Source organism: Pseudobacillus sp. FSL P4-0506 (assembly GCF_038003025.1).
In the GTDB taxonomy this organism is placed as follows: Bacteria; Bacillota; Bacilli; order Bacillales; family Domibacillaceae; genus Pseudobacillus.
This window is the reverse complement of the sequence record NZ_JBBOOI010000001.1, coordinates 3032209-3053505: the sequence shown is the minus strand read 5'-3', so window position 1 is coordinate 3053505 and position 21297 is coordinate 3032209. Positions and strand designations below refer to the sequence as shown.

Genomic DNA, 21297 nt, shown 5'->3' with positions numbered 1-21297 from the left:
TCTTTTTTTAAGAAATTATTTAGATGGAGTTCAAAATTAAGCTTTAACATTATTTAAGCAATCACACTAAAGGTAGGTGAAATTTTCATGTGGAGGGGGCTAACCATAGTCATTGGATGTTTTTTCATTCTTCAGGGATGTGTTTCTGATAATGAGGGAGATCCAAAGAAACAGGAAAAACAAATAAAAGGAGAAATAGATGTGAATGAACAACTAATTCAAGCTGCAGAACGCAAAGAAGCGGATGCCATAAGAAGATTGATCAAGAAAGGTGTCGATATTAATCTGCAGGACTCAGAAGGACGAACTGCGACAATGATAGCCACTTATAACAATGATGTTGAAACCGCTAAAGTCTTGATTAAAGCGGGAGCGGATGTCAACATACAGGACGACATGAACAACAATCCTTTTTTATATGCGGGTGCAGAGGGATATATTGAAATTCTAAAGCTTACGATTGCAGCTGGTGCTGACCCAACGATTACAAACCGGTATGGAGGAACTGCTTTAATCCCTGCCTCTGAGCATGGATATGTGGATGTAGTCAAGGAACTTCTTACTAAAACGGATATAGATGTTAATCATGTAAACAATCTAGGTTGGACTGCATTAATGGAAGCTATTGTGTTGAATAATGGAGATAAAAAACAACAGCAAACTATACAACTGCTCATCGATCATGGGGCGGATGTGAATATTCCAGATAAAAATAATGTGACTCCATTAGAGCATGCACGAAAGAATGGATTTAAAGAGATTGAGAGCATTTTGTTAAAAGCAGGAGCAGAATAACCGGATTGTAAAAGACTCTACCAATGAAATCAGATTCCTTTATTAGATTTAATAAGGATTATAATCAAAATTATAGAATGAGGAGATGAAACAATGAACCAAACAGCAAAAAGATTATCGCCTTTACTACTCGGATTAACTTTAGCTTTAGCAGGATGCAATACGAATGCACAGGCCGGTGAAAGTGAACAAAAACAAGAAACAAAAACAGAACAAACGAACGCGAATAAATTCCATAGTTCAAATAAAGAGAAACAATCCGAAAATAAACTGACTAAAGGCCAGAAAATGGCTAACATTCTTAGCCGTACAAATTGGCAAGGGACAAGAGTGTATGACAAAAAGAATAATGACTTAACAAAAGAGAATGCAAACTTCATTGGTCTTGCAAAATATGATGCGAAGTCAGGAAGGTATGAATTTTTTAATGCTCAGACAGGTGAAAGTCGTGGTGATACAGGAACGTTCTTTATCACCAACGATGGGAAGAAGAGAATATTGATTTCAGAATCAATGAATTACCAAGCTGTTGTTGACATGACAAAACTAAATAAAGATGTCTTTACTTATAAAAGAATGGGAAAAGATGCTAATGGCAACGATGTAGAAGTATTTGTTGAACATGTGCCATATAAAGAAAAAGAGCTGGATTTTACCGATCCGGACAAGCAGTTAGACACTACTACAGGAGATATTGTTAAAGACGTTGATGGAGATAATATTTTAGGCAGCACTCTTTGGAACGGAACAAAGGTATTAGATGAAGACGGCAATGAGGTAACAAAGTATAATTCGATGTTTATAAGCCTGGCAAAATTTGATGACAAGACGAATAAATATGAGTTTTTCAATGCTAAAACAGGCAAAAGCCGTGGTGATTATGGCTACTTCGATATTGTACACGAAAATAAAATAAGAGCCCATGCTTCGATTGGAAATAATAAATATGGTGTCGCTCTTGAACTTACCGAACTTAATAATAATAAATTTACGTATAAAAGAACGGGTAAAGACAAAGACGGCAAGGACATAACTGTATTCGTGGAACATGAACCTTATAAAGGTGACCTTAAACCAAAATTTACCAAATAATGTAAAAAGGGCTTGACATGCAACTGAAAAGAAGATGGATTTCTCTGTTACTGGACGCTGTTTTTTGAATAAAACTTAAATTCTTAAACGAATGTATGGTTATATTTTTTAGTGTAGTGACGTACATCAAAATTAAACAACTAAACTTTCCCCCCGTCCGAAGCTGTGGACGGGGGGATAATTATTTAAATTTCTTAAAATTTACTAACTTTATTGTCCTTTCATGCTTGTTTTATAAGTATTCGTCGTTATTTATTTTTCTGAAATTTCAAAAAAATAAATTGACTTTCGATCAATGGGTGCATTAAAATAATTACAGACCGGTCGTTCGGTTTGTAAAAAATATTGAATGAACAGAGGTGGTAGTAGGAGTGACTCATCCTATACATTATAGCTTTTAGGAGAGAAGCCCTCTAAATTTTAAAGGCTAGATATCTCATTATTAAAATGAAAAGGGGAAAGACAAAATGGCAAGAGTAATTAAAAGTACCACACCTAAAAAGGATGGCTTTAGAATGCCAGGAGAGTTTGAGGAACATAAGGGGTCAATTATCATATGGCCGGAAAAAGGTTTTGCGTTCAGAAACGGAGGCAAGCCTGCACAGGAAGTGTGCGTGATGGTTGCAAATACAATTGCTGAGTATGAGGAAATGACAGTCATCTGCTCTGCAGCGCAATATGAAAATGCAAGAGCAAGATTGTCAGAAAAAGTGCGTGTGATTGAAATGTCAACAAACGAATCATGGGCCCAAGATAAAGGAGCTTTTTATGTGATTAACGATGAGGGGGAAATAAGAGGGGTTCAGTTTGGTTTTAATGCGTATGGAGGTTTAAATGAGGGGCTTTACTTTCCTTGGGATTTAGATAAGCAATTTGCACAAAAACTATTTGAGCTTGAAAATATAGATTCCTATGATGCAAGGCATTTTATTCTTGAGGGCGGGGCTACACAAGTAGACGGAGAAGGCACGATTATTTTGACAGAACAATGCAATCTGAATCCAAACCGAAACGGTAATATGTCTAAAGAAGAAGTGGAAAGAAATTGCAAAGAATACCTCGGTTTGGATAAAGTCATTTGGATTAAAAGAGGGATGCTATACGATGAAACAGATGGTCACATTGATGACATTTGTTTTTTTGTTAAGCCAGGAGTGATTGCTCTTTCATGGGTTGATGATGAAAGTCATCCGCAATATCCAGTATTTAAAGAGGCGTATGAGACTTTAAGTAAGGAGACAGATGCAAAAGGCAGGAACTTCGAGATTCATAAAATACACATACCGGAAATTATTTATATTACAGAAGAAGAAAACAGAGGCTTTGATGTAGTCGCGGATGCGGCACCTCGTGAGTCCAATCAGCCATTAGCTGTAACTTATATTAATGGATGTTTTATTAATGGGGCATTTTTAGTACCACAATTTAATGATCCGCGGGATCAAGAGGCGATAAAAAAATATCAAGAAATGATGCCGGACAGAAAAATAATTGGTCTCCCGACAAAAGAGTGGTCTCTAAGTGGCGGCAATATTCATTGCATGACTCTAGCTCAGCCTAAACCATAAACATTTAAAAGGAAAAAAGGTTATAGACTAAGTAAAGATGGAGGATGCAGCTCTGGTGTCTTAATTGGGTCATCTGTATATCTATAAAGAATTCTTTTGTTTCTCTTTTTTAAAAAGGAAGCGTTTCCATTAAAGGTTGAATCTCAATTTCTATGTGATTACTCAAAAAGAGTTGCAGGGGTGGCGCAAGGTATTTTTATCCGCCATGTTCAGGTTCGATCGTTATGAAATGACAAAGCATCAACAAATGAGCGATTTTTATGAAGCTGTTTATGTAATAGATAAAAGAATATAACTATTCAATTACCGTTGTATACTATTCGAATCTTAAAATTAAAGCCATACACCGGGAGGAATGAGTGTGGATAGTGCCATAAAAAAAATGAATACGGATGTTAATGAAGGTCAATTAAAACGCACATTAAAATTAAGGCACGTTATTTTTATTGGGCTGGCGTATATGGCTCCACTGGCCGTTTTTGATACCTTTGGGATTGTGTCTGACATAACAAACGGACATGTTCCAGCAGCTTATGTATTAATTACGATTGCGGTGCTATTCACTGCCTACAGCTATGGTCGAATGGTTAAAGTCTATCCCACATCAGGATCCGCTTACACCTATACGAGAAAGACAATGAACTCTTATCTAGGTTTTTTAGTCGGCTGGGTCGCCTTGCTAGATTATCTCTTTTTGCCTATGATTAACGCGCTGCTTTCTAGCATCTATCTTTCAGCGGCATTTCCGAATGTGCCACCGTGGATATGGATTTTTGCTACCATTGTCATTACTACGGGACTGAATCTTGCTGATATTAAGCTGGCCGTTCTCGTCAACTATTTTATGGTTATTATTGAATTTCTTGTTGCGATTCTTTTTGTGGTCTTTACTATTCGTGGGATTATAAATACTGAGGATGGAAAGTTATTCTCTGCTATGCCGTTCTTCAGTGGAGACATGTCCTTTTCTAACATTTTTGCAGGAGCATCCGTACTGGCACTATCATTCCTAGGATTCGATGCAGTCACGACGTTGTCAGAGGAAACAGTTGAACCTAAAAAAAACATACCTAAGGCGATCTTCATTATTGCTTTTGTGGCGGGTCTCTTTTTTATCGCAGTAACTTATTTTATGCAGACTTTGTTTCCTGACATTTCTGTTATAGAAAACATAGCTGGCGCCTCTCCAGAAATCGCCAAGTATATCGGTGGCGCTCTCTTTCAGGCCATATTTATCGCTGGTTATCTCATCGCCGTCCTCGCCTGTGGATTAACTCAACAAATGAGTGCTTCTCGCTTATTATATGCGATGGGTCGGGATGGTGTTTTACCGAAAAGGTTTTTCGGTTACATCCACCCACGTACAGGAGTTCCCATTTTAAATATTTTATTAATCGGAGTATTAGCATGCTCGGCTATGTTTTTAGATTTGGCAAGGGCAGCCTCCCTTATTAACTTTGGCGCCTTTATCGCTTTTTCTTTTGTTAACTTATCTGTTATCATGTTTTTCCTCAAATACGAGAAAAGTAAAAGAAATACACTAAAGTCGATTATCGCCTCAATTATTTTACCGCTAATAGGGTTGGGATTCAATTTGTATTTATGGTTTGAACTTGATTTTGCCGCTAAAGTAGTAGGGTTTGTATGGGCTGCCATTGGCATATTGTATCTGTTGCGTGTCACTAACTTTTTTAGGGTCCAGCCTCCCCAATTTAATGAAGAGAAATGAAAAAGAAATTTATCAGACAAACGTTTGAGTCTAATGGGCCTTTTTCTGTAAATAGAAAAAGGCCCATTAGTTTTTTTGTTTGATTTATCATTTCATTTTAAGTAATTTCAAAAGGAGGGAATGAATAACGAGAGAACAATAGATCAGTAAATCGAATGGTACGGCAATTTCTGTTGGAGATAGTACACAATGCGCTCCTTGGAGAAATTTCGCTATATTTTATAGAGGGTTTAGTAGATGATTATTCCGAGATTCGATAAAACCATAGCTAAAAAAGAGGCGGCCTGCCCCCTATATACCTAGCAGGGGCAGACAGTTGAAATTGATAAAATACAAGTGTTTCTCTAAATAAGAGTTAAATTTTACTCAGATCGATTCCCAGTCGTTTGATTTTTTGATAAAGAAGGGGACGGGAGATCTTTAATACCTGAGCAGCTTTTGTACGATTCCCATTGCATTTTTTTAGCACTTGGATGATCGCCTCTTTTTCAGCTCGTTTCTTTACCTCTTCAAGCGGCTTTTCTGCTGATTGAGGGATGAGAGGTTCTTGGCGGCTTGATAAATTCTCTTCGATAAACGATTCGAAATGTTGAGCATCGAGCTGATGAGTGTTTGTATCTATACTGTTCATTGCTCTTTCTAAAGTATTCTGCAGTTCTCTCACATTACCAGGCCAATCGTATTGCTGTAGGATATCGAGCACTTCACTGGAAGCCGATTCAACATTACGAGAGAGAAAGTGATTGAGATTTTCAATACAGAGCTGCACAAGTGCGGGAATATCTTCTTTTCTCTCTCTTAATGGCGGGATGCGAATGTGGAAAACATTAAGTCGATAAAATAGATCTTCTCTAAATTTCCCCTTTTTAATTAAGTCTCTTAAGTCTTGATTCGTAGCACATAGAATCCTTGTATCAATAGGGATGCTATGTTTTCCGCCAATTCTGTCAATTTCTTTTTCTTGTAATGTCCGCAAAATCTTCGGCTGCAGTGCAAGAGGCATTTGGTTAATTTCATCTAAAAACAATGTTCCCTTACTGGCTAGTTGAAATTTCCCCATTTTCCCACCTTTTCGAGCGTTTGTAAACGATCCCTCTTCATAGCCGAACAGCTCTGATTCAAACAGCTCTAATGGAATAGCAGAGCAATTCAAGCTAACAAAATGACCCTGACTCCTTTTGCTTAATGCGTGAATCGAATGAGCAACCAATTCTTTTCCGGTTCCCGTTTCGCCAGTGATCAATACAGTTGAATTTGAATGGGCGGCATTCACAATCTCCTTGCGAAGCTTCTTCATTTGAGGGCTGTCGCCAACAATATTTTCAATGGAGTACTTATTTCCTTTTAGTCGTTTTTGTTCTTGCTTGAAAAAGCTAAGTTCAGTAGGGAGACTATCAATTTTTTTAATGAAGTTTTTCAATAGTTGATAATTATCAAACAGATCATATTCTACTACGCCAGCAAACCTGTCTCCCTCGTAATAGGGGAAGCGGCTGCTTACAATTGTTGTATGTTTCAAGAAATAAAAATCAGCAATCGAGGGTTCTCTCATTTGAACGGCCTGGTGAATTTTTGAAGTAGGAATGACATCAAGAATGTGCTTTCCGATAACTTGATCACGGTTAATTCCTACGTCTTCGGCTAAGCGCTTTGTCATAAACATGATTCTTGCTTGATCATCTACAATAACTAATCCTTCAATTTGTTCCATAATAGTTAAGCAAGTTTCCAATGTTAACATGTACATAATCTCCTGAAAAATAGTGACCTTCTTCCACATATTTATCATAACAAATAATCAAGTAAAGAATAAACTTAGGATAATTTCTCTATATCTTTATTTGAATCTAAATACTCTGCCTCGTTAAAGTTCATGTGGGGCGGCTGTTTTGTAAAGAATTTTGTTAGGTAAAGAAGGTAGGCGACCCCGGCTGCCACCCATATAGAACCTAAGCTAAGGGCATTTTTACTCAAATTCGCCAAAATCCATATATTAAAACCAGCCCCGGTTAAGGGAAGAGCTAAATATAATAGAAAGTTTTTTATACCGCGGCGCTTTTCTTTAATAAAGTAATGAGCAATAACAGATAAATTAACAAATGTAAAGGCAAGCAAGGCTCCGAAATTTACTAACGAAAAGGCTGTTTCTAAATCTATGAAAAAACCTAATAAGCATATTACGGCGATAATTAAAACATTTCGCAGCGGTGTCATAAGTTTCGGATGAATGTAACCAAATATTTTTTTCGGAAGAACGCCATCTCGCCCCATAACGTACAGAAGACGGGCACCACTTGCATGTGAAGTTAAGGACATTCCGATAGAAGCGATAATAAAACCTGCGGTGAAAAAAGAAGTGAGCAATGCACTGCCTAGAAAATAAACAATTTCATAGCCTCCTGCTTCGGGATCTTTAAATGAATCAAAATCGGGATGTACCATATGAAGTAAGTAAGATAATCCGATAAACATGGCACCTCCTATTAAAGCGATAAGAAGAATGGCTCTCGGTACGGTTTTTCTTGGGTTGACCGTTTCTTCTGTAAACGTTGTGACTGCATCAAAACCAAGAAAGGAGGTACAAACGATAGAGGCACCCGCCAGCACGAGGGAAAATGAGTGTTCAGGATTGTAAAATGGAAGGGTAGAAAATAGCTCTCCCGCCCCCATGCCGGTTTGGATTCTTTGAATCGCAAATCCAGCAAAAAAGGCTACGACTAAAAATTGGAATAAAACCACTAAAGTATTAACTTTAGCATTTAATTTCACTCCAAACATGTTAACAATCGTAACCGTACCAAGCAGCAGTAACATACCTGCCCATAAAGGAATTTGCGGAAAGGTTGCATGAATAAAGATACCCGAGGCTAATATGTTTAATACCGGCAGGAAAATATAGTCTGTTAAAACAGCCCAGCCAACTAGAAAACCGACACTCGGATTAATTGTTTTAGAAGCATACGTATAAGCGGAACCAGACGAAGGGAAGGCTTTTACCATTTTTCCGTAACTATAGGCAGTAAATAAAACCATGATAAGCGCTACTAAATAGGCAGCCGCCGCTCTTCCTTGTGTCCCTTGAGCAACGATACCATAGGGAGAAAATACGGCCATCGGGGACATATAGGCTAATCCCATAAACACCAAGGGAAAAAGAGTTAACGTTCGATTTAATTGTGGTGCAGCATGACTCTTTGTATTTTTGACATGATCCATGTTATAGCCTCCTCGTAGTTTATTGAAATATTTTTGGCTATTCAGACTAATTTTAGTGTTTTTCAGCCCCTATAGCCTTGGGACTTAAAAAGTTGATATATGTTTGATAAAAATGTGTATCTTTAACGGGTATATTGCTTCATCACTTTAAGCAACTTTTCGTGATCAATGGCATAAGCTTTCTTTCCAAAGGGTTTCACTAAAGACATTGTTTTGGCTGCGATCATCGCATTAATGACTGATTCATCAACAGATTGACAGACGGCTTCATAAATAGGATCAAAACTCTCATCGTTGACAAAGGTCATTGTCAATTTGTCTTCTGAAAGTTGGGGGATATCCATTTCATTTGCTGTTGAAAAGGCCAGGAAAATATCACCGGAATTGTTTCCGCCAGGGCTTCCGCTCCTGCCAATCCCAATCGCCGCCCGCTTTGCAAGGCGCTTAAGCTGATGGGGAAGCATCGGAATATCTGTCCCGATAATAACGATGATGGAGCCTTGCTCTTTAGAAAGGATTTTATGCTCAGTTAAATGTTTTCCAACAGGTACACCTAAAACGGTAAGCCAGTCGCGGATACCATAGTTTGCTTGAACTAACACTCCCACATGATGCTGTTCGCCATTTAGTTCAACTATGCGGGATGATGTACCCGTTCCGCCTTTAAATTCATAACAAATCATGCCAGTTCCTCCACCAACATTGCCTTCAGCGATGGCCCCGGACTTTGCTGAATGGATAGCTGATAGGACATGTTCCTCTTTGATATGCTGGCCATTAATGTCGTTTAACAATCCATCATATGTTTCTGCAATAACTGGCATTGCCCAAAGGTGATGCTCACTGAACTGTTCTTTATACTTCTCAATCATCCATTTGGTTGTGGCATGATGAGCCATGCCGACAGAATGTGTATTCGTAAGACAGATCGGGCTTAAGAAATAGCCGCCGTCATTTACCCAATGCATTCCTGTCATTTCGCCATTTCCATTTAAGCTGTATGTGCCGGCCCAAATAGGCTGCATCTTTTCCTTTGTTCCTCGCGGCAAAATAGCCGTTACGCCCGTACGGATCGGGCCCTCCCCAATTACAACAGGACCTTCTCCTTCTATAATCGTTGTATAGCCGACCTTAACACCTGGAACATCGGTAATCGCATTAAAGTGCCCCGGCACACCAGGAAAATCTAATCCAATATCACGTGCTCGTTTTCTCGCGGACATATGTATTCCTCCTGTCTAGCAGATTATTTGGCATGTATAAAAAGTTTTTGTGCTCCTCTACACCTTTAAGTTAGGGGAGGGAGACTTTAAAACATTCACAAAAAGTATTGCTAATGCACAAAACAAAGGAAAAGAAAAATGACGGCAATTCATTAAACCCTCCTTTCAGACAGTATTAACTAAAATTTTTAGTGCCATATAGTGCGGCCTTCATACATTTAAGATGACAAGGCAATGATCGCCAGCTATCAATCTTTTCTCTTAAATGAGTTAAAGCAAGAATCATTCCACGCAATGAATGATTCAAATTCCCTTTTAAATCAAGGTGTTTCTACTAACTGAAAAATGCCATATAAAAGTAATGTTAGTTTAAACTTACATCTATGGACCTTTAATCATACGAATATGGGGCCTTTCATTCTATCAACCATACTGTCAGTTTAAACATACAGTGTAATGACAAACTTTCATAAAATGCTTTCAATGAACCTACTTGAAGAAGGTTCTTCAGTAACTTATCTCTTGCTCCATATCGAAAGTAAAGTTGTAGCTTCTTCCGTATGTAAATTATGAACGCTTGAGAGCGGAGAGGTTGGCGTCATTTGGACAAGAGTAAACTGAAAAGTATGTCTGGAAAGGGTTAGTGAACATGCCGGCATCGTTTTGTGGTAATATGTAGAAAAGTGAATATTTTTTGAATAGGTGCTGTGCGTATATTAAAGATGGACAGCTTAAAAGGGAAGCTTGGTGAAAATCCAACACGGTTCCCGCCACTGTAAATTCAGAGCAACCTGCATAACGTCACTGCTTTTATAAAAGAAAAAGTGGGAAGGCGCGGGTTGTGTAGAAGATAAGTCAGGAAACCTGCCTATTTAAAGAGCACAGATGGACCTACGGGATATAGGGAGGTGTTTACGGAAAGAAGATAATGGCTGGGTTTTATATAAGGGCATGCACTCTTTTTTTGTAAGCATTTAAACTATACAGGTTTAAATGCTTTTTTATTGCTGCTTTTTTGGGTCACTGTAAGAGAACATTCATATGAATAGCCAGGAATACTTTTAGTTAAAGGAGAGGAATGGAAAATGACTATTTTAACAGATCTACAGCAACGAAGAGCGATCCGTAATTATGATGGGCGCGAAGTAGAGGATGAAAAAATCTTTAAGCTATTAGAAGCAGCTACATGGGCACCCAACGATAGAATGAGAGAGCCGTGGACATTTTATGTCGTAAAAGGGGAAGCCAAGAGCAGGTATAACCAACTAGCAGAAGATTACTTAAAAGAGCGATTTCCTACAAAGCCCAATCTCATTGAAAGCTCTTTAAAGGTCGTTCAGAATACGCCACTACATATTATTGTAACGAGCGATGTTATTCCTGATGATGAAGACGCCACAAAAGACAACGAGTTTGCGGTCTGTTGTGCGATCCATTCGATGTGGCTGGCGGCTCATGAGTTAGGGCTAGGTTTTGTATGGCGGACGCGGGGCGTAGGACTTGTACATGACGAACGACTTTATCGATTTATCGGATCCCCGGAGCATAAAAAGGTAGTGGGTAATTTATTTATTGGCTATCCAGATCCTGAGTCATTAAAGAAAGTAAAAGTGCCCATTCGCACATCATTCGAAGACAAAACAATTTGGATGGGGACAAGTCAATAATAAGGGTTTCAATTGGGTTGCTTTTTTATGATCTTGATGTGGATCGTTAAACCTTTGATTAACGGATAAAGGGACGGATATAAAAGACGCGAAAAAGAAGGCTATTTTTAAATCTGTTTGAACGATGAAAGAGTCTTCTTTTACTTTAAAAAAGCATTTCTATCCTCTTCAATGGTTAGAAATGCTTTTTTATAAAGGGCATTTCAGAAAATGTACAGTTTTTATATGTGGATCAAGCCTTGATAGTAATTTACGTTATCCGGAATAAAAAGCTGAGGAGCTTATAACCCTTTGTTTTTTATATAACCTAAGCAAATACAAAAAGAAGGAGCATTGGATAGATGAATAGTATAAGCACATCTTTAGGACGTAACTACATTGACTTATGGAAAGAAAATATGAAAGAGTGGGACGGAACGCTTTCTAACCGAATGATAAATGATGAAGCGGAAGATGCCTTTTGGAACGCTTTTTTGGAAAAAAAGCAGCAAAATGGCACAGTCGATACAAATGCTTATGCACACATCATCCGAGAAGAGCTGTTGAAGCTGCTCCATGAAAGTGATCATGTACTGGAGATTGGGCCCGGCTGGGGTAATTATACATTCTGTGTGTCTGAACATGTCAAACAGCTTACATGCGTTGATATTTCCCAAAGCATTATCGATTTTTTAAAACATAAAACCGAAAAGATGCAATTAAACAATATAAGCTTTATACATGAAAAATGGGAACAGCTCAACATTAAGCAAACGTGTGATGTAGTGTTTGGAATAAACTGTTATTATCGCATCCGCGATATCGATAAAGCTTTACTTAAAATGAATCAGGCTGCCTCTCGGCTTGTTATAGCGGGTATGACAAGCGGTCCAGAAAAGCCTCACTATATAGATTTACATAGAGAACACGGTTATTCCATAAAGTTTAGACGCAGGGATTATATTGATTTGCAAAATATTCTGTATCAGCTTGGAATTATGGCCAATTGTAGAATTATTGAGATCCCGCGCGTGAGTATATATGAATCGTTTGAAGCTCTTATACGTGATAACGTCAGCAAAATTCTAACAAGAGACTATAATCAACAAGAAGTTGAGCAAGCGCTAAGCCGATACGTAGTAGAGAAAAATGGGCAATATGAATATTCCTATACCATTCATGCGGCGCTGCTTTATTGGAAGCCGGTAAACATTTGATGGGGTGTGTATCCTGGAAAATAAATCCATTTATCATACGGATGTGCCATGCTTCAATCAAGCGGTTATTTTGGTTTCTCGTTGGCCAAAATCTTAATTTGGGTAAATCAGTAATAATCGTTTACGTTTTGATCAGTCAGCGTTTTATTCACTTCAAAGTGTGGGCAAAATAATTAAACAGGCATAAATACATGATCGGCTAGCCACGATAGGCAGGAGATCTTTTTACATAGGGAATCATGATAAGGCAAATAGTGAATAGGCAAGGCTTTGCTTCATACATTCTCCAAGGGAGACGCATTTTCGTATTTCTTCTCGTATCTTTATGGTACAATCATGGGGTACCTCCGGTATGTATCATGGACACATTTGTAAGTATGAAAAATTTTAAAGATAAGCTGGTGATACTTATATGAACCATTCTGAAGAGACGAAAACAACTCATAGATCAACAAAAGAAAAAGATCAGCTAATTACCCGGTTAAAAAGAATAGAGGGACAAGTGCGCGGCATTCAAAATATGATTGAAAACGACCGATATTGTGTAGATATTCTTACTCAAATTTCAGCTATTAATGCAGCGATGAATAAGGTTGGTCTGCATTTATTAGAAAGGCACACCCAGCATTGTGTAGCGGATGCTATAAGAGATGGGGATGAAGAAGAAGCGATTCAAGAATTGATGGAAGTATTTAAACGATTCTCTAAATCTTTATAGTAAAAAGCCAGCTTTCAGTAGTTGGTTTTTTTTCTTGGGCAGATGTATACGAGGAGAGGGAATAGCGAAGAGATAAATAAGCGAACATTTTAGTAGTTTTTTTACACAGGGAGAGGGTATTACATCAAAAGAATGGATACTGCTTCCTCGTATAAAAGACAAATAAACCATAAGGAGAAGAAAGAGTGATCCAGTGACTTACACATACTACATAAAAGAAGAAAAAGAGCGAGACGAATAAGAAAATTATTTTCAGGGAAAATTATTGTAGCGATCCGTTTGTACCGATTTTTATTACTGAATCAGCATTAGACCCTATTAGTGTGGGGCTTTGTTAAGCGTATCAAGTCAAACATTTGGGACAAGTTGATCTGAACAGCAGGAAAGAATGCCTGATTATCGCAAAACAAATTTTATTTTCCTATTTACTACCCTACAGGGGTATGGTAATATAAGAATTGTAAAAAGTTAGATCATCACTTAAGGAGGGGTTCTTATGCAACAAGTCACACTTAATGTAAAAGGGATGTCTTGCGGACATTGTGTTAATTCTATTGAAGGAAATGTAGGTCAGTTAAAAGGGGTAGAATCTGTCAATGTTCATCTAAACGAAGGAAAAGTGGATATTGCATTTGATGCGAATGAAGTAAGCTTAAAAGAGATTACCGAGGTTATTGAAGATCAAGGATACGATGTTGAGTAGCCTGCCCAAGCAAAAATAATCATTAAATAAAAATGAAAATAAATCGTGCTAAAATGGCACGATTTATTTTCAGAAAAAATATACCCCTGCGGAGTATGCGGAAGATAGGAGTGGATAATATGACTCAAAAAGAAGCAACCCTGAAAATAGAGGGGATGACTTGTGCAGCTTGTGCTACACGAATTGAAAAAGGGTTGAAGAAGATAGATGGCGTGGAAGATGCAAATGTAAATTTTGCTCTTGAGAAAACAAAGATTAAATATGACCCCGATAAAACAGATACAGCAACATTTAAGGAGAAAGTCCAATCTTTAGGATATAACGTGGTAACGGATAAAGCAGGATTTGATATTACTGGAATGACTTGTGCGGCCTGCGCAAATAGAATTGAGAAACGGCTGAATAAATTAGATGGCGTCGAAAAAGCCGTGGTGAACTTTGCATTAGAGTCGGTTCTTGTGGAATATAACGCTGATCAAGTCTCTATTTCTGATATGAGGGAGGCCATTAAAAAACTGGGCTATACCCTTGAACAAAAGCAGGAAAAAACCGGAGAGGAAGCCGACCATCGACAAAAGGAAATCGAGCGGCAAACCGGCAAATTTATTTTCTCGGCTATTTTATCTTTTCCATTATTATGGGCAATGGTTAGTCACTTTGAATTCACCTCTTTTATTTGGCTGCCAGATATGTTTATGAACCCTTGGGTACAATTCGCCCTCGCCACACCGGTTCAATTCATTATCGGAAGACAGTTTTATGTCGGTGCCTTTAAAGCTCTAAGAAATAAAAGTGCCAACATGGATGTGTTGGTTGCCTTAGGAACATCAGCTGCTTATTTCTATAGTCTGTATTTAAGCATTATGTCAATTGGCTCAGAAGACCACATGGTTGAGCTTTATTATGAAACGAGTGCGGTTTTGATTACCTTAATTATTTTAGGCAAATTGTTTGAAGCGAAGGCAAAAGGCCGGTCGTCTGAGGCCATTAAGAAACTAATGGGGTTACAGGCAAAAAATGCAACTGTCGTCCGTGATGGGCAAGAAATGATCATTCCTATAGAAGACGTTTTGCAAGGTGATATTGTTTTTGTGAAGCCTGGCGAAAAGGTGCCAGTAGATGGTGAGATTGTCGAAGGTCAATCAGCGCTTGATGAATCGATGTTGACCGGAGAAAGCATTCCAATCGACAAAACGATTGGAGACCATGTAATCGGATCAACCATTAACAAGAATGGTTTCTTAAAAATTAAAGCGACGAAAGTAGGGAAAGACACAGCTTTAGCCCAAATTATTAAAGTTGTTGAAGAAGCCCAAGGCTCTAAAGCGCCTATTCAACGATTAGCTGATGTAATTTCGGGTATTTTCGTGCCGATCGTTGTAGGAATAGCCATTATTACCTTCCTAGTGTGGTATTTTGCCGTAAGTCCTGGAGAGTTTGCGGAAGCACTTGAGAAGTTTATCGCAGTGTTAGTTATTGCCTGCCCATGCGCGCTTGGTCTGGCTACACCAACTTCTATTATGGCCGGTTCAGGCCGTGCGGCTGAGTTTGGGATTTTATTCAAGGGTGGAGAACACCTGGAAACGACCCATCGTTTAGATACAATTATTCTGGATAAAACAGGAACAGTTACAAATGGGAAACCTTCCTTGACGGATGTTGTTTTAGCAGAGGGCGTGAATGAAACGGAATTTCTTACACTAGTAGGTACGGCTGAGAGAAATTCAGAGCACCCACTCGCTGAAGCGATCGTGGAGGGAATTAAAGAAAAAGGAATTGAGCTCGGATCACCGGCGACCTTTGAAGCCCTTCCCGGTTACGGTATTCAATCGACAGTGAACGGCAAAGAATTACTCATTGGTACACGCAGATTGATGGCGAAATATAACATTTATGTACAACAAGTATTACCGAAAATGGAGAGTTTAGAGAAGCAAGGGAAAACAGCTATGTTAGTAGCCATTGACGGACGCTACGCAGGGATTGTTGCTGTTGCGGATACCATTAAGGAAACATCCAAAGAAGCGATTGCCCGATTGCACAATATGGGCTTGGACGTTGTAATGATTACAGGGGATAACACCCAAACGGCTCAGGCGATTGCTAAGCAAGTCGGAATAAAGCATGTCATTGCTGAAGTTTTGCCAGAAGGCAAGGCAACGGAAGTGAAAAAGCTTCAGCAAGCTGGCAAAAAAGTCGCCATGGTAGGCGATGGGATCAATGATGCCCCGGCACTTGCGACAGCTGATATCGGGATGGCGATTGGCACGGGTACCGATGTGGCAATGGAAGCGGCAGATATTACCCTCATTCGGGGTGATTTAAATAGTATTGCAGACGCAATTTTTATGAGTAAGAAGACGATCACAAATATCAAGCAAAATCTTTTCTGGGCGCTTGCCTATAACTGTATCGGCATCCCTATTGCTGCAGTAGGCTTCTTAGCTCCGTGGCTAGCTGGAGCAGCAATGGCATTTAGTTCGGTATCGGTCGTCCTCAATGCCCTAAGACTGCAAAGAATCAAATTAAAGGCTTAAATATAGAAAGGAGGCGGCATATGTGAAGCGAAGTGTTATGATTTGGGCGGTTACGGCTATCGTATATCTTGGGGTAGTCATCGCAGGTTACAGCGTTTATGCAAATATGAATCCTAAAACGGATGAACAAACAAATCATACAGAGGAGGAAGAAAATATGAATCATCAACATAGTCATGGGAACCATGTCACAAACACTGCTAGTGAGGTCACACCGAAAGTATCCTATGCCAACGGAGTAATCACCATTGAGCTGAAAGATAAAAATAATCAAGTGCCGAAACTGGAAGTCTCCCATGAGAAATTTATGCATTTTATTGTCGTCAGTTCAGATTTGAAAGAGTACCATCATTTGCATCCAGAGAAGAAGGAAGATGGAATTTACCAGCAGAGGGTGAGTTTAGCTGATCGTTCTTACAAAGCGTTCGTTGATATAAAACCAAAGGGCCTCCAATATGCTGTAAAGCCTATTGAATTCCATGTTGGTGAAACGCACCATGAACACGGGGATAATAATCTCGTTGCGGATACGGATTTCGTTAAGACCATCAATGGCCAAACGGTTGAGTTGATTTCTCAGCCGTTTGCAATCAACAAAGAAATGACTCTTACTTTTGATATGAAAGGTGCTACCCCGGAGCCCTATTTAGGCGCCTTAGGGCACGTGGTCATCTTGGATGAAAATGGGGAAAAATATATCCATGTTCACCCTGCAGCCGATGATCAAACGGTATTTAAAACACAATTTGATAAGCCAGGTATTTACAAGATTTGGGCTGAATTTAAGTTTGAGGGACAGGTCAATGTCTACCCGTTTGTTATTAAAGTTAAATAATTAAGAACGTGGGAGGTGAGTATTCATGTCGAAAGTTCAGCTTGAGCTTTACACAAGACCTACTTGTTCAGATTGTCAGGCTGGAAAAGAGTTTCTCTCCAAGAATAATGTTTCTTATGTTGATTATGATTTAACGAAACAACCTTCTAAAGAAAGAGACTTAGTCAAAATAACAGGAACAAGAATGGTTCCGACGTTCGTATTTAAAAATAAATCCTTGTTTGGTCTAAGGAGCAAGAAAAAAGTTCTAATTGGATTTGAGCAAAATATAGACGAAATAAGAAACATATTGCATATTGATAGCTGACGTTCCGCCAACTGTTGCTTTTCTGTAAGCAAGTATATCTTTTAACCATTTGTATACGGTTCGGGAGTATAGTAAATATGAAGCGAATGATAAAATCAGGTGATTAGAAAGAGGGAAGAAATAAAATGGGGGACGATGTTAAAAAAATCAAGATGGCTGTCAATGGAGGAATAGATTTTGGGGCAAAGCTTAATGCAGAACAACTTCTCATGCTCTCAAAATATATGAATGAAAATGAAGAAATTGAACTAACAACCTTCCAACAGCTTTATATACGAATTCCAGAAGAGAAGATGGAAGAGATCATCAAGGAATTCGAAAGTGTTAAATTAGCCTGTTACCCAGTTGGGAATTACGTGAAGAGCTTGAGAACCTGTAATTTTTGCAAAGGCGAAGAAGAGGAAGGAATGCCAATAGCAAAAGAGCTAAACCGCCGCATTGCCGGAAAAAGTGTACCATTTACTCTTAAGGTGGCTTATACAGGCTGTCCTATTGGTTGCGGTGAACCTCTGTTAAGCGACATAGGCATTATGAAAATTAGAGATTATTATAACTTATATGTCGGCGGAAAAGCCAAAGGGAAAGACGCTGAGGTTGGTTCCCTACTGATGGAGAAGTTAACCCCCCAAGAATTGTACAGCACAATAGAAAAAATCATTGATGTATATTCCCAGACAGGCAAAAGACGAGAAACCTTCCATAAATTTTTAAAACGTGTAGGCAGAGAGTCCTTAATTAGCTAAGGGGGAAAAGAGCCGGTTACAACTTTGTAACCGGCTCTTTTATATGATTATTTTGTTCCTTAAGATTACTACGTATATGTTCGTGGATGCAAATCTACGCTTCCCCCCTTTAGGTAGTTGACGCACTGATGAGCTAAGCCTATATAAAAATTACACTCTTACTGTAAATATTTCTCTGGATAATATAGATTCTACGAAAAAAATAACAGAAAATTTTAAAAAAACCTACCATTCGAAAAATAATTATGTTATATTCATAAATATTACAGTATAACTGTAAAATATTTTTGGATATTTCATTATATTCCTATGATTCATTACAGTAAGACTAGAATTTTATGAGGTGCTTAATTCTATGGAAGACATTCACAAAAAAATCAAAGCTTTACGTCTCCAAAACAACCTAACATTGAAGGAACTAAGTGAAGAAACTGGATTATCACTTAGCTTTCTTTCGCAAATCGAGAGGGGGACTTCCTCACTATCCATTACATCTCTGAAGAAATTGGCTGATGCACTAGGAGTCTCAATGATCTTCTTTTTTGAGGACGATAAAGAAAACCAAAACTATTTATTAAGAAAAAGCGATCAAAGAATATTTCAAGTAAATGGTGGAGAACAGAGATACGTCCGCTTGTCCGGTACATTTCCAGACAGGAAACTGGAGCCGCTAATGGTTATACTTCCCCCAAAAATGAAAGAGGAACAGAGTTACAGTCATTCGGGAGAGGAGTTTTATTATGTCTTGCAAGGTGAGGTCATTTTTCATTTAAACCAGGACGGCTATCATCTGAAAGCTGGCGACACTATTCACTTTCCTTCTGAACTTTTGCATGCGTGGGAAAACCCAACTTCGGAGGAAACAATTATTTTGAGTATATCAACACCTATCATTTTCTAATTGACACAAAGGAGTGTAGAACAAATGAGAGTAGCGACAGATATCGGGGGCACTTTTACAGATCTTGTATATGTTGATGAAAACGGTTTCGTAGGAGTAGCAAAAAGCAATACCACTCCACCGAACTTTGAGAAAGGTGTACTTGACGTTATTGAGAAAGCTGGTATTAAAAGCGAGCAACTGTCGATGTTTATTCATGGAACAACGGTCATTATCAATGCGCTAACTGAGCGTAAAGGGGCCAAAATGGGGTTGATTACGACAGAAGGATTCCGGGATATTTTAGAAATTGCAAGAGGCAACAGGCCGGATCTATTTAATGTTCGATACAAAAAACCAGAACCGTTCGTTGAACGGCATTTGCGACTCGAGGTAAGTGAACGTCTCAATTATAAAGGTGAGATTCTATCCCCTCTGCACCGAGAAGATATAGAAAGATGTGTGGATTACTTTAAAAAAGAGGGTGTGGAGGCGATTGCCGTTTCTTACATGCATTCTTATGTTAATCCGGCACATGAAATAGAGACAGTAAAGATTATTAAAGAGCTATGGCCAGAAGTATTTGTGACAGCATCGAGCGATATCACAAAAGAATGGCGTGAATATGAAAGAACTAATACAGCCGTTTTAAATGCTTATGTCCAGCCCGCCGCTACTACATACATTGATAAATTAGACAAGAAATTACGGGAACAAACTGAGATAGATCAGCGTTACATCATGCAATCAAATGGCGGGACAACAAGATTTAACAGTGCCAAAGCGGCGCCTATTAACATGGTTGAGTCCGGGCCGGTGGCCGGTATTTTTGGAGCCGCTGTTCTTGGGGAACTGATCGGTGAAAAAAACATCATTGCATTTGATATTGGTGGAACTACAGCAAAATGTTCACTCATTGAAAACGGGGAAGTGAAAGTTTCTACAGATTACTATATTGAGAGAGATAGCCGAAATGCAGGATACCCGATTAAAGCACCTGTTGTCGATATTGTGGAAATCGGAAATGGAGGCGGTTCCATCGCTTGGATAGATGATGCAGGCTCATTGAAAGTCGGGCCGCAATCTGCCGGTGCGATGCCTGGACCAGTCGCATACGGATTGGGTGGCACGGCTCCAACCACAACAGATGCTAACTTATTGACAGGCAGGCTGTCTCCTAAAAACTTCGACTACGATGTGGATATGGATCATGTAAAAGAAGTGATCCAGAAGAAAATAGGTGATCAATTTGAGATTTCTGCCGAAGAAGCAGCCCTTGGCATTATTCGCATTGCTAACTCGAACATGTTGAATGCATTAAAATTAATTTCTATTCGAAAAGGGCATAATCCGCAGGACTTCACTTTGCTGGCGTTTGGTGGAGGCGGATCGATGCACGCTCCGGCACTTGCACTCGAGCTCGGTGTTAAAAAAGTCATCGTACCAATTGCTTCACCGGTGTTCTCTGCCTGGGGAATGCTTATGACTGACTTGCGGCATGATTATATCCAAACATATATCAAACGGATGAATGAGCTTTCTCTTGCCGAAATGGATGCACAATGGGAAGAAATCGAGAAACAGGCGCTGACCTATTATGAAGATGAAGGGATGGAAGCTGGGACAATTGAATTCCATCGCTTTGCGGATATGCGCTATCTAGGACAAGAGCATACGGTAAAAGTTCCTGTTCCTAATGGCAAATGGACCGAGGAAGATAAACAGGCGATCATTGAAAAGTTCCATGAGCTTCACGAGAAGAATTACACATTTAAACTGGTTGATTCACCGACTGAAATTGTCAATCTCCATGTAACGGCTTTTGGCAAAGTGCCTAAACCGGTCATTGGAAAGATTACACGTGAAGGTTCTATAGAAGAAGCGAAAAAAGAAACACGTGATGTTTACTTCGAGCAAAAAGGGTGGGTTAGCACACCAGTTTACGATCGGGACAAACTTCCGCCAAATGAAGTAGTTCATGGACCCGCAGTAATAGAAGAAAAAGCAGCCGTCACTGTTATTTATGAAGGCCAGCAGTTGCACCTGGATGACTTTGGAAACATCATTATCGAAATGGAGGCAAAGTAA

At 39.0% G+C, this 21297-nt stretch carries 17 protein-coding genes and 1 riboswitch; of the genes, 14 read left to right on the top strand and 3 right to left on the bottom strand.

The features are described from left to right. Window positions 1-87 precede the first annotated feature (87 nt). From MKZ02_RS15325 to MKZ02_RS15310, 4 genes are all read left to right on the top strand, one after another. Window positions 88-795, top strand: a complete 708-nt coding sequence (locus MKZ02_RS15325) for an ankyrin repeat domain-containing protein (RefSeq protein WP_340854327.1) — start codon at window positions 88-90, stop codon at window positions 793-795. A 93-nt stretch (window positions 796-888) separates the two neighbouring features. After that, window positions 889-1887 (top strand): DUF4822 domain-containing protein, encoded by a 999-nt coding sequence (locus MKZ02_RS15320; RefSeq protein WP_340854326.1) that lies wholly within the window; start codon window positions 889-891, stop codon window positions 1885-1887. Window positions 1888-2354: 467 nt separating this feature from the next. Beyond that, window positions 2355-3455 carry an agmatine deiminase gene (gene aguA, locus MKZ02_RS15315; RefSeq protein WP_340854325.1) on the top strand — a complete coding sequence of 367 codons (1101 nt, stop codon included), beginning with the start codon at window positions 2355-2357 and terminating at the stop codon, window positions 3453-3455. Window positions 3456-3837: 382 nt separating this feature from the next. Then, a complete protein-coding gene (locus tag MKZ02_RS15310; protein WP_406909509.1) occupies window positions 3838-5184 on the top strand; it encodes an APC family permease in 1347 nt (448 codons plus the stop codon). Between the two features lie 355 nt (window positions 5185-5539). Here MKZ02_RS15310 and MKZ02_RS15305 read toward each other — a convergent pair whose 3' ends face one another. The 3 genes from MKZ02_RS15305 to MKZ02_RS15295 all read right to left on the bottom strand — a co-directional run bounded on the left by MKZ02_RS15305 (window position 5540) and on the right by MKZ02_RS15295 (window position 9623). Beyond that, the gene (locus tag MKZ02_RS15305) at window positions 5540-6925 is read right to left on the bottom strand and encodes a sigma-54 interaction domain-containing protein (protein ID WP_340854324.1); all 1386 of its coding nucleotides are present in this window, start codon (window positions 6923-6925) and stop codon (window positions 5540-5542) included. A gap of 74 nt (window positions 6926-6999) precedes the next feature. After that, a complete protein-coding gene (locus MKZ02_RS15300) occupies window positions 7000-8400 on the bottom strand; it encodes an APC family permease (protein ID WP_120030909.1) in 1401 nt (466 codons plus the stop codon). 122 nt (window positions 8401-8522) lie between these two features. Then, window positions 8523-9623 (bottom strand): DmpA family aminopeptidase, encoded by a 1101-nt coding sequence (locus MKZ02_RS15295; RefSeq protein WP_340854323.1) that lies wholly within the window; start codon window positions 9621-9623, stop codon window positions 8523-8525. A 683-nt stretch (window positions 9624-10306) separates the two neighbouring features. After that, window positions 10307-10509, top strand: a riboswitch (cobalamin riboswitch). 199 nt (window positions 10510-10708) lie between these two features. On the opposite strand from MKZ02_RS15295, the gene MKZ02_RS15290 reads away from it, so the two are divergent. The 10 genes from MKZ02_RS15290 to MKZ02_RS15245 all read left to right on the top strand — a co-directional run bounded on the left by MKZ02_RS15290 (window position 10709) and on the right by MKZ02_RS15245 (window position 21297). Beyond that, window positions 10709-11290 (top strand): nitroreductase family protein, encoded by a 582-nt coding sequence (locus MKZ02_RS15290; protein WP_120030913.1) that lies wholly within the window; start codon window positions 10709-10711, stop codon window positions 11288-11290. 341 nt (window positions 11291-11631) lie between these two features. Then, window positions 11632-12486, top strand: a complete 855-nt coding sequence (locus tag MKZ02_RS15285; protein ID WP_340854322.1) for a class I SAM-dependent methyltransferase — start codon at window positions 11632-11634, stop codon at window positions 12484-12486. Between the two features lie 412 nt (window positions 12487-12898). After that, a complete protein-coding gene (locus tag MKZ02_RS15280; RefSeq protein WP_120030917.1) occupies window positions 12899-13204 on the top strand; it encodes a metal-sensing transcriptional repressor in 306 nt (101 codons plus the stop codon). Window positions 13205-13700: 496 nt separating this feature from the next. Then, window positions 13701-13907 carry a copper chaperone CopZ gene (copZ, locus tag MKZ02_RS15275; protein ID WP_120030919.1) on the top strand — a complete coding sequence of 69 codons (207 nt, stop codon included), beginning with the start codon at window positions 13701-13703 and terminating at the stop codon, window positions 13905-13907. A 119-nt stretch (window positions 13908-14026) separates the two neighbouring features. Then, a complete protein-coding gene (locus MKZ02_RS15270) occupies window positions 14027-16444 on the top strand; it encodes a heavy metal translocating P-type ATPase (RefSeq protein WP_340854321.1) in 2418 nt (805 codons plus the stop codon). A gap of 22 nt (window positions 16445-16466) precedes the next feature. Continuing rightward, window positions 16467-17279, top strand: coding sequence for a hypothetical protein (locus MKZ02_RS15265; RefSeq protein WP_340854320.1), 813 nt, complete (start codon window positions 16467-16469; stop codon window positions 17277-17279). A 25-nt stretch (window positions 17280-17304) separates the two neighbouring features. Then, the gene (locus MKZ02_RS15260; RefSeq protein WP_340854319.1) at window positions 17305-17586 is read left to right on the top strand and encodes a glutaredoxin family protein; all 282 of its coding nucleotides are present in this window, start codon (window positions 17305-17307) and stop codon (window positions 17584-17586) included. Between the two features lie 125 nt (window positions 17587-17711). After that, window positions 17712-18329 carry a nitrite reductase gene (locus MKZ02_RS15255; RefSeq protein ID WP_340854318.1) on the top strand — a complete coding sequence of 206 codons (618 nt, stop codon included), beginning with the start codon at window positions 17712-17714 and terminating at the stop codon, window positions 18327-18329. 355 nt (window positions 18330-18684) lie between these two features. After that, on the top strand, window positions 18685-19230 hold the full coding sequence (locus MKZ02_RS15250; RefSeq protein WP_120030927.1) for a helix-turn-helix domain-containing protein: 546 nt from the start codon (window positions 18685-18687) through the stop codon (window positions 19228-19230). Between the two features lie 24 nt (window positions 19231-19254). Further along, a complete protein-coding gene (locus MKZ02_RS15245; RefSeq protein ID WP_340854317.1) occupies window positions 19255-21297 on the top strand; it encodes a hydantoinase/oxoprolinase family protein in 2043 nt (680 codons plus the stop codon).

What these genes read in the sequence shown, in the direction of transcription:
- MKZ02_RS15325 (WP_340854327.1), top strand. Translation starts at nt 88, where the DNA reads ATGTGGAGGGGGCTAACCATAGTCATTGGATGTTTTTTCATTCTTCAG.
- MKZ02_RS15320 (WP_340854326.1), top strand. Translation starts at nt 889, where the DNA reads ATGAACCAAACAGCAAAAAGATTATCGCCTTTACTACTCGGATTAACT.
- aguA (WP_340854325.1), top strand. Translation starts at nt 2,355, where the DNA reads ATGGCAAGAGTAATTAAAAGTACCACACCTAAAAAGGATGGCTTTAGA.
- MKZ02_RS15310 (WP_406909509.1), top strand. Translation starts at nt 3,838, where the DNA reads ATGAATACGGATGTTAATGAAGGTCAATTAAAACGCACATTAAAATTA.
- MKZ02_RS15305 (WP_340854324.1), bottom strand. Translation starts at nt 6,925, where the DNA reads ATGTTAACATTGGAAACTTGCTTAACTATTATGGAACAAATTGAAGGA.
- MKZ02_RS15300 (WP_120030909.1), bottom strand. Translation starts at nt 8,400, where the DNA reads ATGGATCATGTCAAAAATACAAAGAGTCATGCTGCACCACAATTAAAT.
- MKZ02_RS15295 (WP_340854323.1), bottom strand. Translation starts at nt 9,623, where the DNA reads ATGTCCGCGAGAAAACGAGCACGTGATATTGGATTAGATTTTCCTGGT.
- MKZ02_RS15290 (WP_120030913.1), top strand. Translation starts at nt 10,709, where the DNA reads ATGACTATTTTAACAGATCTACAGCAACGAAGAGCGATCCGTAATTAT.
- MKZ02_RS15285 (WP_340854322.1), top strand. Translation starts at nt 11,632, where the DNA reads ATGAATAGTATAAGCACATCTTTAGGACGTAACTACATTGACTTATGG.
- MKZ02_RS15280 (WP_120030917.1), top strand. Translation starts at nt 12,899, where the DNA reads ATGAACCATTCTGAAGAGACGAAAACAACTCATAGATCAACAAAAGAA.
- copZ (WP_120030919.1), top strand. Translation starts at nt 13,701, where the DNA reads ATGCAACAAGTCACACTTAATGTAAAAGGGATGTCTTGCGGACATTGT.
- MKZ02_RS15270 (WP_340854321.1), top strand. Translation starts at nt 14,027, where the DNA reads ATGACTCAAAAAGAAGCAACCCTGAAAATAGAGGGGATGACTTGTGCA.
- MKZ02_RS15260 (WP_340854319.1), top strand. Translation starts at nt 17,305, where the DNA reads ATGTCGAAAGTTCAGCTTGAGCTTTACACAAGACCTACTTGTTCAGAT.
- MKZ02_RS15255 (WP_340854318.1), top strand. Translation starts at nt 17,712, where the DNA reads ATGGGGGACGATGTTAAAAAAATCAAGATGGCTGTCAATGGAGGAATA.
- MKZ02_RS15250 (WP_120030927.1), top strand. Translation starts at nt 18,685, where the DNA reads ATGGAAGACATTCACAAAAAAATCAAAGCTTTACGTCTCCAAAACAAC.
- MKZ02_RS15245 (WP_340854317.1), top strand. Translation starts at nt 19,255, where the DNA reads ATGAGAGTAGCGACAGATATCGGGGGCACTTTTACAGATCTTGTATAT.